This is a genomic window from Mucilaginibacter sabulilitoris (genome assembly GCF_034262375.1).
In the GTDB taxonomy this organism is placed as follows: Bacteria; Bacteroidota; Bacteroidia; order Sphingobacteriales; family Sphingobacteriaceae; genus Mucilaginibacter; species Mucilaginibacter sabulilitoris.
In genome coordinates, this window is sequence record NZ_CP139558.1 from 812,289 (window position 1) to 828,583 (window position 16,295).

Annotated in this window: 11 protein-coding genes; 8 read left to right on the top strand and 3 right to left on the bottom strand. The window is 42.8% G+C overall.

The features are described 5' to 3' along the window. Positions 1 to 868 precede the first annotated feature (868 nt). A complete protein-coding gene (locus tag SNE25_RS03640; RefSeq protein WP_321563729.1) occupies positions 869 to 4,294 on the top strand; it encodes a ThuA domain-containing protein in 3,426 nt (1,141 codons plus the stop codon). Positions 4,295 to 4,425: 131 nt separating this feature from the next. Then, positions 4,426 to 5,877 carry an IS1182 family transposase gene (locus tag SNE25_RS03645; protein WP_321563730.1) on the top strand — a complete coding sequence of 484 codons (1,452 nt, stop codon included), beginning with the start codon at positions 4,426 to 4,428 and terminating at the stop codon, positions 5,875 to 5,877. A gap of 221 nt (positions 5,878 to 6,098) precedes the next feature. Here SNE25_RS03645 and SNE25_RS03650 read toward each other — a convergent pair whose 3' ends face one another. Beyond that, positions 6,099 to 6,671 carry a porin family protein gene (locus SNE25_RS03650; protein WP_321563731.1) on the bottom strand — a complete coding sequence of 191 codons (573 nt, stop codon included), beginning with the start codon at positions 6,669 to 6,671 and terminating at the stop codon, positions 6,099 to 6,101. Positions 6,672 to 6,940: 269 nt separating this feature from the next. Here SNE25_RS03650 and SNE25_RS03655 point away from each other — a divergent pair, with 269 nt between their 5' ends. From SNE25_RS03655 to SNE25_RS03670, 4 genes are all read left to right on the top strand, one after another. Then, the gene (locus SNE25_RS03655) at positions 6,941 to 7,156 is read left to right on the top strand and encodes a hypothetical protein (protein WP_321563732.1); all 216 of its coding nucleotides are present in this window, start codon (positions 6,941 to 6,943) and stop codon (positions 7,154 to 7,156) included. Positions 7,157 to 7,207: 51 nt separating this feature from the next. Beyond that, the gene (locus SNE25_RS03660) at positions 7,208 to 8,965 is read left to right on the top strand and encodes a S41 family peptidase (protein WP_321563733.1); all 1,758 of its coding nucleotides are present in this window, start codon (positions 7,208 to 7,210) and stop codon (positions 8,963 to 8,965) included. 120 nt (positions 8,966 to 9,085) lie between these two features. Next, positions 9,086 to 9,607: a hypothetical protein gene (locus SNE25_RS03665; RefSeq protein WP_321563734.1), complete on the top strand. Its 522-nt coding sequence runs from the start codon at positions 9,086 to 9,088 to the stop codon at positions 9,605 to 9,607. Between the two features lie 229 nt (positions 9,608 to 9,836). Further along, the gene (locus SNE25_RS03670) at positions 9,837 to 10,469 is read left to right on the top strand and encodes a hypothetical protein (RefSeq protein WP_321563735.1); all 633 of its coding nucleotides are present in this window, start codon (positions 9,837 to 9,839) and stop codon (positions 10,467 to 10,469) included. Between the two features lie 229 nt (positions 10,470 to 10,698). Here SNE25_RS03670 and SNE25_RS03675 read toward each other — a convergent pair whose 3' ends face one another. Next, entirely contained in the window at positions 10,699 to 13,164 is a 2,466-nt protein-coding gene (locus SNE25_RS03675; RefSeq protein WP_321563736.1) for a TonB-dependent receptor, read from the bottom strand. Positions 13,165 to 13,286: 122 nt separating this feature from the next. Here SNE25_RS03675 and SNE25_RS03680 point away from each other — a divergent pair, with 122 nt between their 5' ends. Next, complete coding sequence (locus SNE25_RS03680) at positions 13,287 to 13,937, top strand: metal-dependent transcriptional regulator (RefSeq protein WP_321563737.1); 651 nt, start codon at positions 13,287 to 13,289, stop codon at positions 13,935 to 13,937. 95 nt (positions 13,938 to 14,032) lie between these two features. On the opposite strand, the gene SNE25_RS03685 is transcribed toward SNE25_RS03680, so the two are convergent. Continuing rightward, positions 14,033 to 14,533: a hypothetical protein gene (locus tag SNE25_RS03685; protein WP_321563738.1), complete on the bottom strand. Its 501-nt coding sequence runs from the start codon at positions 14,531 to 14,533 to the stop codon at positions 14,033 to 14,035. A 204-nt stretch (positions 14,534 to 14,737) separates the two neighbouring features. Here SNE25_RS03685 and SNE25_RS03690 point away from each other — a divergent pair, with 204 nt between their 5' ends. Continuing rightward, the gene (locus tag SNE25_RS03690) at positions 14,738 to 16,276 is read left to right on the top strand and encodes a tetratricopeptide repeat protein (protein WP_321563739.1); all 1,539 of its coding nucleotides are present in this window, start codon (positions 14,738 to 14,740) and stop codon (positions 16,274 to 16,276) included. The last annotated feature ends 19 nt before the right edge of the window (positions 16,277 to 16,295 follow it).

Sequence of the window (16,295 nt, forward strand, 5' to 3'; positions counted from 1 at the left end):
TCTCCTACAGCTCTTCTCATAATTTAGGTTTATAATTGGTTAGTAAAGGCCCCTGCCCATCAGGGGCTTTGCTGTTTTTAAAGGTTTGGGTTTTTAGAAACAGAAGCAAAAATAAGAATCAAGAGACGAGAATGAGGAAATAAGAATAACATACACAAAAAACATTGTTTCATTGCTGACATAGGGATGGCATGTCACCCTAAGCTTATCGAAGGGGCGAGCGCAGAAGCCTCCCCACCATGCTTCGACGGAGCTCAGCATGACACCTTCTCCTACCGTTGATCCTAATTTACAGTTTTCTTCCCCGTCAGCAGATAAGCTTCGGGTGAAAGTGGGCAGAACATGGTAGACTTGTGCGGCTGCAAGGGCATAGCAAGTTTTTGTTGAAGCGAGGCTTGTGCGAACAAAGTGGGCAAAATAATTGCAGCCCGTGGTTCTGCCTGATTTGCAGGGACGGGTTTGTGCGGCAAAGAAGCCTTTCTGCTGAAAGCCCTTTGGTTACTTTGTGGCTACAAAGTAACTGGCCCTCCCGCGGCCAAGAGCGGGTATGCGACAGACTTGTTCGCCCTGTATAGCATAGAGATTATTAATGTGTTTATTATTTTTTTTAAGTATTAATGAGCTCACTTCGTTCGGTTGTCTTCGTACCTAGCAATGACGCGTATTTTTTAAATCGGAGAATGAGCTCACTAACTCTTCCTGATCCGTACCTTTTATCCTATCAAAAATTTTACTGTGTCATTTTTACACATTGTACTTGACACTTCAATATTTAATTATAAATTTGGTAAGTGTCGTATTTTCGTAATCGATTGCGTAATTTTCGGGCATTCATAAAAACCAACTAAACCAACCAATTAGCACATATATGAAAAAAATCTTACTGATGGTACTTGCGGCCTGTTGCTGCATTTGTTTGTCCTGTAATAAAAAGCGCGAGGGTAAGCCCCGTGTACTCATTTTCTCAAAAACTATGGGTTTTCATCATGCCTCTATTGATGCCGGCATTGCCGCCATTCAAAAGCTGGGCAAGGAGAATGGGTTTGATGTGGATACCACAAAAAACGCCGATATGTTTAATGAGGATACCCTGAAAAAATACGCAACCGTTATTTTTTTAAGCACCACCGGTGATGTGCTCGACTATCGCCAGGAAGCCGCCTTTGAGCGTTATATACAGGCCGGCGGTGGTTTTGTAGGCGTGCACGCCGCTACCGATACCGAATATGACTGGGGCTGGTACGGCCGTTTGGTTGGAGCCTGGTTTTATGACCACCCGGGCATTCATGATAAAAATCCTAATGTACAACCGGGAACTTATAATGTAGTTGACGCTAACAATGATGCTACCAAACACCTGCCCAAGGTTTGGAAACGTACTGATGAGTTTTATGCCTTTAAAAAAGCGCTGGCACCCGATGTTCATGTGCTGATAACGCTTGATGAAAGCACTTATAAAGGCGGTAAGCGCATGGGCTATCACCCTGCAACCTGGTATCATGATTTTGATGGTGGCCGCGCGTTTTATACCGCTATGGGCCATACTGACGAATCATACAAGGAAGATAATTACCTTAAAATGCTGCTTGCGGGTATTAAATATGCCATTGGTAATAATCAGGAGCTGGATTACTCCAAAGCAAAATCGCAGTTACCTCCGGATGAGGACCGCTTTAAAAAGACTCAGCTGTCAACAGGCGCGTTTTTTGAACCAACCGAAATGACCGTTCTGCCAAACCTTGATATTATGGTTATACAGCGCCGCGGCGAAATTATGCTGTACAAACACGATACGCAAAAAGTAAAACAGGTTGGTTTTTTTGATGTGTACTACAAAACCTTGCATACTCCCAATGTGAACGCCGAAGAAGGCATGCTTGGCCTGGCCAAAGACCCTGACTTTGCCAAAAACAACTGGGTTTACATTTATTATAGTCCGGCTGATAGTTCGGTTAACCGTTTGTCGAGATTTACTTTTCAAAATGATACCTTAGATAAGAAAACCGAAAAGGTAATTTTGGAAGTAAAGGCCCAGCGCGAAATTTGCTGCCATACCGGCGGTTCTATAGCTTTTGGTCCGGGGCCTGATAAATTATTATTCTTTTCTGCAGGTGATAACTCTACGCCATTTGATGAAAAAGGGCAAAAACACTTAACCAGTGGTTATGCGCCTTTAGACGACAGACCTGGTCATCTGCAGTTTGATGCCCGTCGTTCTGCGGGTAATACCAATGATCTGCGTGGTAAGATCATGCGCATCAAGATCAACGATGACGGAACGTATTCAATTCCCGAAGGAAACCTTTTCCCTAAAGGCACGCCAAAAACCCGTCCCGAAATTTTCGTTATGGGCGACAGGAATCCTTATCGTATCTCTGTTGATCAAAAAACAGGTTACTTATACTGGGGCGAGGTTGGTCCCGATGCCAAGGTTGATAGTTTAGACCAGCGCGGCCCGATGGGTTATGACGAGGTAAACCAGGCCCGCGAGGCAGGTAACTTTGGCTGGCCATATTTTGTGGGCGATAACAAACCGTACCGTTTGATGAATTATGAAACCGGGGCATTTGGTCCAGCTTTTGATCCTAAACACCCGGTAAACAATTCGCGCAATAACACCGGTTTAACAGACCTGCCTCCTGCACATTCGGCATTTATATGGTACCCGTACGGGCCATCTGCCGATTTCCCGCAGGTTGGTACGGGCGGTCGTAACGCCATGGCTGGTCCGGTTTATTATACCGACATGTTCCCTGCCGAAACACGCTTCCCGGATTATTATAATGGCAAGCTGCTGATTTACGACTGGATGCGTGGATGGATCAAAGCGGTTACCATGCTGCCCAATGGCGATTTTGATAAAATGGAGCCATTTTTCCCGAAACTTAAGTTAAACTCCATGATTGATATGGAAGTAGGGCCCGACGGACGGCTTTACGCGCTGGAGTACGGCAGCGGATGGTTTACCCGTAATGACGATGCAGGTTTGGCCCGTATTGATTATATAGCAGGCAACCGTCCGCCAGATATATCATTAATAAAAGCGGATAAAACATCAGGCCAGTTGCCGTTTACCATTAAACTAATTGCTAAAGCTAAAGATCCGGAAGGGGACAAAATCTCCTATACCTGGGATATGGGTAATGGTGTTACCAAGCAAACAGACGTGCCGGAGTTGAGTTATACTTATACTAAAGCCGGCGACTATAAGATTATCCTCGAAGCAAAAGATAACCAGGGCGCTGCTGATAAAACCATGCCGCTAAGGATATATGCAGGTAACGAACAGCCAGAGGTAAACGTCAAATTAACAGGAGGTAATAAATCGTTCTATTTACCTGGTGTACCGCTTAATTACTCGGTAACCGTGACCGATGGTGCAAATACACCTAAAGTTGATCTTAAACGCCTGTTTGTAGAGGTAAATTATATTGATGGGTTTAAGAGGAAAGCTTCTGCAACAGAATTGGAGCAAAGCGAACCCGAAAACAGCGGGAAAGCCATTATGTTGACTATGGATTGCAAGAGCTGCCATAAAGAGGAAGGCAAATCAATAGGGCCTTCATTTACAGAAGTATCGGCTAAATACAAAAAGGACCCGAATGCCATGGCCAAACTTACTGCCAAGGTAGTTAAAGGTGGTGCCGGTGTTTGGGGCGAAACAGCTATGCCTGCTCACCCAAGCATTAAAAAAGGTGATGTTGACCAGATCATTACCTGGGTATTGTCAATTGATAATAAGGATTCGCAAAAGAAATCTTTACCTGCGGCCGGCATTATCGCGCCAGATCCGGGTAAGAAACCTGCAAGCACGCTGGTATTATCGGCTAAATATACCGATGCGGGCGGCGATGGTATAAAAGCTTTAACCGGTTATGGTGTAGCTACACTAAACAGTAATAATTACCTGTTTACAGGCGCCGAGAAGGTTAATGGATTTACCGCATTTAAATATAATGGTATTAACCTGCTCATCCTGCCGCAAAACGAAGGCTGGTTTGAGTTAGATAATATCGACCTTACTGGTGTGCGGTCAATAAACATGACTAACTTCTGGCAAACACCGCCAAGCATCAGCCTTAACTTTGAGGCCCACATTGATGCACCGGATGGTAAACTGGTGGGTAAAGGCAGCATGCCGGTACCAACAGCAGATCAGAAAGGTGGTATTACGCATGTGGTGATCACTCCGGTAACGGATGGTAAAATGCACAAGCTGTACCTGGTTTACAAACCGGTAAAACCTGTTGCCATGCAGGCCGGTGTAACCGGGTTGCAGTTTAACGCTAAATAACCTGATAACGCAAAAAGCCCCGGCAATTGCGAGGGTACTGAAAAAGTCTAAATAGGCAAAACGGGGTTGAAAAATTAGTTTTTCAACCCCGTTTTTTGTATCTTGAAGTGTCAAAAGAAAGCCACTACAAGATGCTCGTTCAACAACAAAAGATCCATTTTAGCGCGTTTTCGGGCTTATATGACCTGATCGTTCCTAAAGACAATCTTCTGCGGAAGATCAATGACCTGGTAGATTTTACCTTTATCTATGATGAACTGATCAGCAAATACAGCATTACTAACGGCCGGGCAGCAGAAAGCCCTGTACGGATGTTCAAGTATCTGTTGTTGAAAACGGTTTATACGGTTTCAGACGTTGATGTGGTTGAGCGTTCGCAGTATGATATGTCTTTCAAATATTTCCTTGATATGTCGCCTGAAGAAGAAGTTATTGATCCCAGTTCATTAACAAAGTTCAGAAAGCTGCGGCTAAAGGATAATGATCTGTTAAACCTGCTCATTGGTAAAACGGTCGCTATCGCTATTGAAAAAGGGGTCATCCGGTCCAGATCCATCATTGTTGATGCTACGCATTCCCTGTCACGGTCAAACCCATATTCAGCATTGGAAGTATTGCGGGAACGCTCGAAACTGCTCCGCAAAGCGGTATATGCTATCGATGAAGACATGAAGGCCGGTATGCCTGAAAAGAACACAGCCGACGAACTGGAAAAGGAACTGGCTTATTGCAGCGCGCTGGAAAAGCACATCGAAGCTGATCAAACGTTAAGCCAGATACCTGCGGTGAAGGAAAAGCTGAACCTGCTGAAGGAAACGGTAGCGGATACGCAGGATCATTATACATTATCTAAAGACAGGGATGCCAAAACAGGGCATAAATCAGCTGACAACTCATTCTTTGGTTACAAGACCCATCTGGCGATGACCGAAGAACGCATCATTACCGCTGCGGTAGTAACATCAGGTGAAAAAGGTGATGGGCCGGAACTTCCCAAGCTTCTGGAGATCAGTCAGAACAACGGCATTGAAGTAGAAAGGATCATCGGCGATTCGGCTTATTCAGGAAAAGAGAACCTTGCGTTAATGAACGGACAGGATATTAAGGTGGTAGCCAAACTAAACCCAACCATTACCCAGGGGTTTAGAAAAGAAGAAGATAAGTTCAATTATAACAAAGACGCTGATATGTTCGTTTGCCCTGCAGGGCATTTGTCCATACGAAAATCAAGACAGGGAAAAAAGAACGTTGGAACAAATCAGACAGACACGTATTACTTTGATGTTGAAAAATGCAAAATCTGCCCATTTAGGGAGGGTTGCTACAAACCTGGGGCAAAAACCAAGACCTATTCTGTAAGCATAAAGTCAGACCTGCACCAACAACAGATGGCTTTTCAGGAAACGACACAATATAAGGAAAGCATCAAACACAGGTATAAGATCGAAGCCAAAAACAGTGAACTAAAAAACGTTCATGGTTATGACCGGGCGATAGCTTATGGTATCGAAAACATGCAGATGCAGGGCGCATTGGCCATCTTTACTGTCAATCTGAAAAGGATCATCAAGCTGATCGCCTAAAAAACAATAAAAAGAGGTATTTAGCCGTTTTTTGCACTCCCCAAACTCCTATAGGCCCGTATTATCCACATTAAATCACCCACACAAAAGCAATCAGAACAAAAAAGCGACCAAGTAAAAGTTGCCTTTTCTCTTGATCGCTTTTCGTAATTCGTTTTATTGCACTACTTTTTCAGTGCCCTCGCAATTGCCGGGGCTTTTTTATGGAGATTGTCGTGTCCTTAAAATATCTTGAAGCCTACGCTTAACGCCCATAAATTCTGGCGTTTGGCAAAGCTGTCGCTTATTTTGGTCAAGCCACCTTCATAACGTAAATCGGCGGTGATAGAACCGATATCAACACCTGCGCCTACCTGGTAACCTATGTTACTTTTGTTAAAATTATCAACCGCTCCGTTGATATTATCGCCGAGGCTGCCACTTTTATCTAACTGATAGGTATAAATAGGGCCTGCCATAACACGGAAGTTAAGGTCTTTTTCACCAAATGACTTGCCAATAAGCAAAGGGACGTTCAGGTTGGTAAATCTTACTTTACCGCTAAAATTCTGATTGTTTTCGCTCGATTCAAATTTACCGCCGGTTCCGCTTAAATAAAGCTCTGGCTGAAAATACAAGCTGTTACCCACGCGGGCAAATAAACCGGCCTGGTAACCGGTAAGTGTTGAATTCTTTAAATTGTCGGAGCTGATTTTTGAAAAATTAACACCTCCCTTAACGCCTAATGATACTTGTGCTTTAGCGCCGATGCTTACAGCTATCAGTAACGCCACACTTAATAAATACTTTTTCATAATCTTGATGTTAGTTATGCCGGCCGCATCTTTATTATATTAATGGATATTTCCGGCATTTAATTTAGTTTAAAAACAAGGCCAAAATTTTAAGCCTTACAGTAACCTATCAATTGACGAGCCAAAATTTAAAATGTTGCATGAGGATACAAATGAAATAATGCCATTATTGCCTCTGCAGCAGGTAATTTAGCCGATAAAATAAGCTGCTGATATTTTAAGCCTTGCCTGCGCTGTATTTTTTATATTTTTGCTGAAAATAATTAATCATGTCTGAGATCAGTATCACAAACAAACAGTGGGAACGGATAAAAATAAAGGTACAGCGTAAATACAACCATCTAACCGATGAACAATTACAATACTCAGAAGGCCAGGAAGAAAGTCTGATAACCAAACTAATGGACCTTGTGAACCGCGACAGGAAATACGTTGTGTTTACTTTGAAAAAAGCATTGGTAAATATTGACAACAACCGCTTGTAAATAAGCATTATTTATAAAAACTGCTAAGCTTTTTGTATTTTTATAAGCTTAATGATGAAACAGGGCATGGTGATCAATAAAAGATACAAAAAGATAGGTTTATTTGCCGGTATTGCCTTACTGGCCGGCGGGGCGGTGGCTTTTAATGATGACCTTTTCCAGATATCAAAAAACCTGGATGTGTTTGCTTCGGTATATAAAGAGGTAAACATTAATTATGTTGATGACATTAACTCGGCTAAGCTGGTAAAAACCGGCGTTGATGCCATGCTCGACGGGCTCGACCCTTATACCGAGTTTGTTCCCGAATCAGAAATTGAAGATTATAAGCTGCATTATGTAAGTACGCAGTACGGCGGTATAGGTGCCAGCATTTTTTCGCGCAGCGGCAAAGTGTACGTTTCTGATGTTTTCGCAGGCTTCCCGGCCCAGAAGGGAGATGTGCACCCGGGCGACCAGATCCTCAAAATAAATGATATAGACCTTAACGGCAAAAATAACGACCAGGTAAGCCAGCTACTTAAAGGCTCAAAAGGTGCTGCCATAAAATTGTTTATCAAACGCGATAACATAGCGCAGCCATTTGAAAAAAACCTGATACGCGATGAAATTAAACAGCCCAATGTATCCTACTTCGGGATGGTTGATGGCAATATGGGCTATATTAAGCTCGATAAATTTCTGGAGAACTCGGCCAACGAGGTTACCAATGCTTTAGTGACCTTAAAAAAGAGCAATCCTAACGGTATTATACTTGATTTGCGGTCAAACGGGGGCGGTATATTGCAAGAGGCGGTAAAAATTGTAAATCTTTTTGTACAAAAAGACGTGGAAATCGTATCGCAAAAAGGGAAGATCAAGGATAAAAATTTTACTTACAGTACCGTAAATACACCGCTTGAACCTACTTTACCCTTAGTTGTACTGGTTAACAGTCACTCCGCTTCGGCATCAGAAATTGTTGCCGGTTCCCTGCAGGACCTTGACCGCGCCATTATTATAGGGCAGCGCAGCTACGGTAAGGGACTGGTACAACAAACATTTAACTTGCCTTATAATAGCCTGGTTAAAATAACCATTGCCAAATATTACGTACCATCGGGCCGCTGCATACAAGCGCTTGACTATACCCATCGTAAGGATGATGGCAGTGTGGTAAAAGTAGCCGACTCGCTGATACATGAGTTTAAAACAAAAAATGGTCGCTCTGTTTACGATGGCAGCGGTATATATCCCGATATTTATATTAAGCAGGAAAAGTTTGCCAACATAACCCAGGCGCTGGTAGGGAAGCTGCTGATATTTGATTATGCAACGGTTTATCACGACAAACATGCTAAAATTGCCGAGCCAAAATCGTTCAGCTTATCAGATGCTGACTACAACGATTTTGTAAAATACCTGGCTGATAAGAACTACAGTTATACCACTGCATCTGAGAAATTGCTGAACAGTCTGAAAACTGAATCGACCAAAGAAAAGCAGTTTACCGAGATCCAGAGCGAGTATGACGTGTTAAAATCAAAACTCCTGGCCAGTAAAAAGAACGACCTGCAACTGCATAAAACCGAAGTAAAACAAGTACTTGAAAATGAAATAGCTTCGCGTTATTATTATGAGCGCGGCCGTTATGAAACTAACTTCAAGTACGATAAAGAGCTTGCCCAGGCCGTAAAAACCATGCAGGATAAAGCCCAGCTTGCGTCTATATTAAAGGGCGAAGGCAATTACAAGGTAATAGGTAAACCTGTACTGGCTATGGCGGCCAAAAATACCACTGACAAAGATACTACCGACGACGAGCAATAGTCAATTAGCTGTACCACATCGCATTGAAAATTGTAACTAATTAGTTACCATCCTGCCGTAATAGCGGGCTAAACTTTTAATATAGTTTAGCGTCATACTTACAAATAACACGATAAAACTATGAAAAAGTTAATTTTAACAGCAGCTATATTTTTTAGCTTCCTGTCAGTAAAAATAGCCAGCGCGCAAATAAGTTTAAATATAAATATTGGCAGTCAGCCAGATTGGGGCCCGGTAGGATATGACCATGTTGACTATTATTATATGCCCGATATTGATTCATATTATGATGTTACTTCACATCAATATATATATCTGAACAACAATGTTTGGGTGCGTACATCTTCATTACCTTCCCGTTTTGGAAATTATGATGTTTACCACAGCTATAAGGTAGTAGTGAATGAACGTACCCCTTGGGTTCATAATGATGTGATCAGGCAAAAATATGTAAGTTATAAAGGCCGCCGCGATCAGGTTGTTATCCGCGATAGCAAAGATGTTAAATATCGTAACCATTGGACCGGTAATAACCGCGGACAAGGTCGCAGGGTTGTTGTTCACAAAACCAAAGTTGTTCACCGGGATAATCATGATAACCATGACGATCATGGCAATCGCGGTGAAGGCCACAGGAACTAATTTGTATTGTTAATTTTATATATAAGGCGGGCCCCCTGGTATTGGGGAGCCCGCTTTTTTGTGGCATGGTTTTGGGTAAAAGGGAAAAATGGTATGGAAAAATTTAAACTATTTGTGATAACTGGTGTCATACCTTTCAAACAATGCTACAATAGGGTTACCATGGCCTGCAATTCAATAACAGAATTAACCATGATAGCTCACTTTATCAACACTAAAAAACTATCTAATGAAGAAGTTCATTTTATCGGCAGCAATATTATTAAGCTGCTTAACATTCAAAACCGCCAGTGCCCAGGTAAGTGTAAGTTTAGGCGTTAATATTGGCAGCCAGCCCGATTGGGGCCCGGTTGGATATGACCACGCCGATTACTATTATATGCCCGATATTGATACCTATTATTACGTACCAACCCATCAGTATGTATATTACGACAATAATGTATGGGTACACCGCACTTATTTACCTGCACGCTACCGCAGCTATAACCTATACAGCGGTTATAAAGTTGTTATTAACGAACGCAACCCATGGTTAAGGGGCGGCTATTACAGAACAAGGTATGCGGGTTACAGGGGTCGTCATGACCAGGTGATCATTCGCAACAGTCATGATGCAAGGTATGCCCACTACTGGCGCGGTAATTATGCCCGCAGGTATGCTTACAACCGTCCGCATTATAATGGAGGAAATCATAGGTTTGGGCATCAGTATTATGGCCACAGAGGCGGCGGTTATAACCGTGGCAACAATGGCCATTGGGGTGGTGGCCACAGGGGCGGAAACCATGGTGGTCACGGAGGTGGCAATCACGGGCATGACAACCATGGCCACAACAACCATGGCCACGACAGGCACTAAATACTAATTGATCTTATAACAAGCAGGCCTCCCTTAAAAAGGAGGCCTGTTTTGTTTGTAGCTAATAAGCTCAACCCATTATACTTCGACAAGTTTAACATGGCAGCCATCACTCAATTGTCATCGACCGAAGGGAGAGATCTTATGTGATGAGCTTATAATGTGTACAAGATCTCTCCTCGTACCTCGGGATGACAAGGAGAGTTTTGTGAGCGCTTCCACACTTTCTTTAAAAATGCAAAATAGCCTTAAAACTAATATTACGCCCCATGTTATAAATTCCGGTGTGCCCGTTGGGTGATGCCTGGTAATATTCAAAATATTTAAGCCGGTTTAAATTGGCCTGGTAAGCGGTATCAAATATATTATCAGCCTGTATAAAAAACTCATAAAAACACGTGGCTGCTTTTGCCGGTTTAATGGTAAAGCCAAGTCCTGCGTTAAAAAGCGTATATCCTTTGGTGTAAGTTTCGGTGTTATCTAAAGCGTAAAAATGATTTTGATTGGCGTAGCTATCTGCCTCTAAACGGGCGTTCAGTTTTGTAAACAGGCCATAAGTACTGGGCAGGTTCAACTTTAGGGCCGACCGGATATGCAGCGGAGGTATAAAGGGCAGGTATTTGGCGGCATTGCCATAACGGGCTATTAGCTGCTGATTTTTATTAATACCGGTTACCCAGGCAATACTGTTATCGAGGGCCAGCCATTTAATGCTTTGCGGGTGCAAATTAAGGGTAAGTTCGGCCCCGTATAATCGCGCTTTTGATTGCTGGTATTGGTAGGTACTATTGCCGGGTACAATGATAACCGGGTTGCCATCGGCATCATTAACCTTGGCCTGGTAAATGTAGTTATCAATATTATTGTTAAATGCCTCGGCAACAATGTCCATATCGGGCAAATAGGCAATAAAGCCTATATCCTGCTGCAAGCTAAATTCAGGATTAAAGCTGCGGTTACCCAGGTAAACAATGTGCGCGCCCGGGTCGAGCCCGTTTGAACCAATTTCGGTAATATTAGGCGCCCGGTACCCGCGTGCTATATTGGCTTTTAACAGCAGGCGGTCGCTAAGATTATAGGTAAGCCCCAGGCTGCCCGAAATGCCCTGATAAGTATGTTTAAACGAGGGAAACTGCAGGTTGGCACCGGCGGTGTCGGGCAGGAGCGCCTGTTTGCCAAAACCGGTTTGCGCATCAGCGCCCACATAAAAATTGTTCCAGCTGATGTGCCGGTTATCGTAACGGATGCCGCCGGAAACATCAATCCTCCCAAAGCTTTTTTTAGCGAACAGGAAGCTACCGGCGTCGAACAGGTTATAGTCTGGTATCGGAAAATCAGTGGCGGCCTTGCTGCGGTTGGTTTGGTAAATGCCGTTAACGCCTATGGTAGTTTCAACACCGCCAAACGCAGGCAGGTTATAACGTACATCGTAATTTATGGTATTGAGCACTACGTATAAGCCTGCTTGTTCAGGTACGGTTGGGTGATTATATTCCCTGCGGATGCTTTGCTGAAAACCCAGTGATGTGTTAACGCTGCCATCGCCGGTTTTAAAAGAATTGGAAGTATATAAACGATAATGCTGTATACGCTGGTGTAGCGGAGCAATACGATAGGAGCTAAGCTCATCGCCGGAAACTATAGGACGGCTTTTAATATCGTCCTGTCCGGCTTCGTAAGTTTGTTTAGTAAACCGGCGGCTCAGCGAGTCGCGGCTGCCGTCGGGTATTTCCTGGCGGTTATCATACAGGGTAGCGCCAATTTGCGAGTATCCCCATGATTTATCAACCCGGGCAATGCCCGATAAATTAAATTCGCGGTAGCCGGTATTGTATACAAAGCCGTCAATTTTATTTTGATAATCATGCGCTGTTTTTGCGGTGGCACGAAAAGCATATTTCCAGTTATTTTTTTTGTATGATAAGCCAACAGAGGTACCCACCATGCCGTTATTGGTATGGTAATCGGCTATTACATCGCCATTCAGTTTGCCGTCGTCGCCGTTAGGAATATAGGGGATAAGGTTGATCACCCCGGCAAGCGCATCGGAGCCGTAAGTTAAACTGGCTGGGCCTTTTACCACCTCGGCACGACCGATGCCATACTGGTCAATCTCAATGCCGTGTTCATCGCCCCATTGCTGCCCTTCCTGGCGTATGCCATCGTACAGGGTTAGGACCCTGTTGTAACCCAGGCCGCGGATAAAAGGTTTGGAAATATTGGGCCCTGTGGTAACCGCGCTTACGCCGGGTACGCCTTTTATAACAGCATCAATAATATTATTATTTACGTGCTGCTCAATTTCCTTTTTACTCATTACCGTTATAGGCACCGGGTTGCTCCGCAGCTGGGTAGCACGTGATACGCCGGTAACCACAACCTCGTTTAATTTAGAAGGCTTTTCTTTCAGGCTGATGTCATGAACAACCGGGTTATCGGCACTGATGGTGATACTCAGCGTTTCGGCTTCGTACCCTATACTGGTAATAGTAATGCCATAGGTGCCCGCAGGTATGTTTTTGATTTCGAAATAGCCCTTTGTGTTTGTACTGGCTCCCTTTCCGGTACCCTTAACATTTACCGACGCGTATGATAATGGCAGATTATTGGCCAAAACACGACCTTTTAAAACTCCGGTTTGAGCAAATAAGGTATTAGTAGCAAGTAATGAAAATAGTAAAAATAGTGTTCGCATTTAATTTTATTTTGTACAAACTTATTTAAATTTTTTGATTAACTGATGTAAAATAATTAGTCAAGACTAATTTTATAAAAAAGGCAATGTTTTTCCTATGTTTGTGTGTAATTATATTGGGGATGTACACATTATCAGAAGAGAATTACTTAAAATCCATTTACCGGCTTGGGCAAACCGGTTTTAAAATAACGCCAACAGCTATTGCTGAATCGTTGGGGAACAACCCGGCATCGGTGGTGGATATGATACGCAAGCTCACCGAGAAACAGCTGATCTCATACGATAAAAAGAATGGGGTAAAGCTTACACCACAGGGCTTAAAGGATGCTGTACTAATTGTGCGCCGCCACCGGCTTTGGGAGGTTTTTTTACTGGAAAAGCTGGGTTATCATTGGGATGAGATACATGATATAGCCGAGGAGCTTGAACATATTAATAATGCTACACTGGCCGACAGGCTGGATAAGTTTCTGGGTTTCCCGGAATATGACCCTCATGGCGACCCCATACCCAAGGCCAACGGCAAGGTGCCTAAGTCTTACTCGGTAACCTTAACCGACCTTAAGGCGGGAGATACCTGCCGTGTGGCCGCTGTGCGCGATACCAACAGTCCGTTTTTGCAATACCTGCAAAAGCTGGAAATAGGTATAGGTACCCAAATACAGCTTATTGAAAAAATACCGTTCGATAATTCGCTGGTGATCCGGATTGGCGACAAGGAAAATACCACAGTGTCACAAAAATTTGGCGAAAATATCCTGGTGGATTAAGCGGAAAGCAGAATGTTTAAAGCGGAAAACTAAACATAGTAAAAGGCGCAAAGTATTCATTTGCTTTAGGCCTTTAGCTTTCTGCTTTAAGCTTTTTACGGTTTCCCATTTATCTTAGCCGATTCTTCGAGTTCGTTATCAACCTGGTCGTCAAAATACAGGCGATATATTTCCCAGTCGTTTTTAGGTTTGTAAAACATAAAGGTGAACCGCACAGGCTGGTTCTGGTGTTTAACCAGGTAACTATACAAAATAAGGCTGTTGGAGGCTTTGCGTTGTACTATAAGTTCCTTACCCACATACAAACCAATTAAGGCCCTTGTGGTATCTATTTTAGCGATCAGGCCCCTCAAGCTTGTAGAGTCAACCAGCGGATTGGTTTTAAAAATATTAATGATAGCCCTTGACGTGCCGTCCTTTTCGTAAGTCTTAAAAAATTTGTCGATATAAGTGGTTACGCCTGTAACGGCTGCCGCAGGTTTGGCAGCTGCGGTTGCCGGTGTGGCAGTTGTTTGCGCGCGGGCACTGCTGTAAAAAGCACAGGTTAATACGATAAAGAGTGCCGGTTTTATTGTTTTAAGGCTAAAGTATTGCATATTGGTATTTTAAGAGGTTTAAAAATAGGTAAATTATACAACTCCGAGTATTTATTCCTATCAGTAAGATGTAAAAAAGTGTTTTATTTAAAATCGGCTGTTTCCGGCCTGTTCATCAGTATACGGTCATCAATAAAATAATATTTTATTTGAATAAGCTATAATACCTATATTAAACTACCAATCACTTATCGCTATTGAAATATGAAACGACTACTGTCGGCTTTGTTGCTGTTCGCCTTATCAAACACCTTCGCCCAAACAAAAACCGATTACCAAAAGAATGGCGATTCCCTTTACAAAAACAAGGACTATAATGGAGCCATTGATGCTTATACCAAAGGGATCGGCGCCAATCAAAAAAATAAAGTAATACTTGCCATATTGTATGACAAACGTGCCCAGGCTGAGATTGAACTTGAACAATATCAAAAAGCGATAGATGATGAAACTGCGGCGATTTCTGCCAATCCTAATAATAAGGATGCGTATTGGAACCGGGGAATAGCCTACGGAAATAGTAAAGCGTATCAGCTGGCTATTAACGATTATACCAAAGCCATGGTTTTTTATAAGGGTGATAATGAAAACCTGTCTACATTATATGATAACCGTGGAATAAATGAGCGGCGGCTGAAACAATATCAAAAGGCTATTGACGACCATACGCAGGCTATTACATTAAACAGTAAAAATGGCGATGCGTATTGGCATAGGGGCATTGCCTATAATAATAACCATCAATACCAGCAGGCTATTGACGATTATACTACCGCTATGTTCTATAACCAAGAGGATGTTGAAGACCTGGCTACCTTATACAAGAACCGGGCGGTTAATAAGCAGCTTTTAAAACAGTACAAGGAGGCTATCAATGATTTTAACACAGCTCTGCAACTAAACCCTAAAAACGGAGATGTGTATTGGGACAGGGGCCTTACTTACCAATATAACAGTGATTACCAGCTGGCTATTAATGATTTTAACTCGGCTATATCCTATTATCAGGATGACAAAAACAGTAAGGCCACTTTATATAACAACATGGCCGTTAATGCAATGGCCTTGCACCAGGCCCAAAAGGCGCTTGATTATGTAAGTAAAGCCGTTGAGGAGAATCCGCAAAACGGCTACTTTTACTGGATACTCGGCAGTATTTACAGTCAGATGGGTGAATGCAAAAAAGCTATCGAAGAGTTGACCAAAGCCATGGGTTTTTATAAAGACAACAAGAGGATCCTTGCATCACTGCACAGTGAAAGCGCTACTAACCTTTATATACTTAACCAAAATCAGCAGGTAATTGACGAGTGTAATACCGCCATCGCGCTTTACCCCAATAATGCAAACCCATATTTTACAAGAGGGAAGGTCTATCTGAAAAGAATTGTTGATAAAGAAAAGGCCATGCAGGATTTTAACAAGGTAATAGCACTAGATACCACTAAGGCCACGGTGAGTTATATCTTTTCGCAGTTTTATATTGGCAATACCGATTTGGCCATGCAGAAACTACAGGAGCAGGTATTGAAAACTGTTAGTGCCGATGATGTGCTGAACCATTACTATAATATTGCCTGTATGTTTTCCATTATGAATAAACCCGATGAAGCCAACATTTATTTAAAAAAGGCCGTTGAGTCGGGCTACTTTAAACAGTTTGCGGCCAATGATGAAGACTTTGACAACATACGTAAAACACCGGACTACATAGCGCTTATGGCAGACGGCAACTCAAAATAGTATAACAGGCAAAAATGTT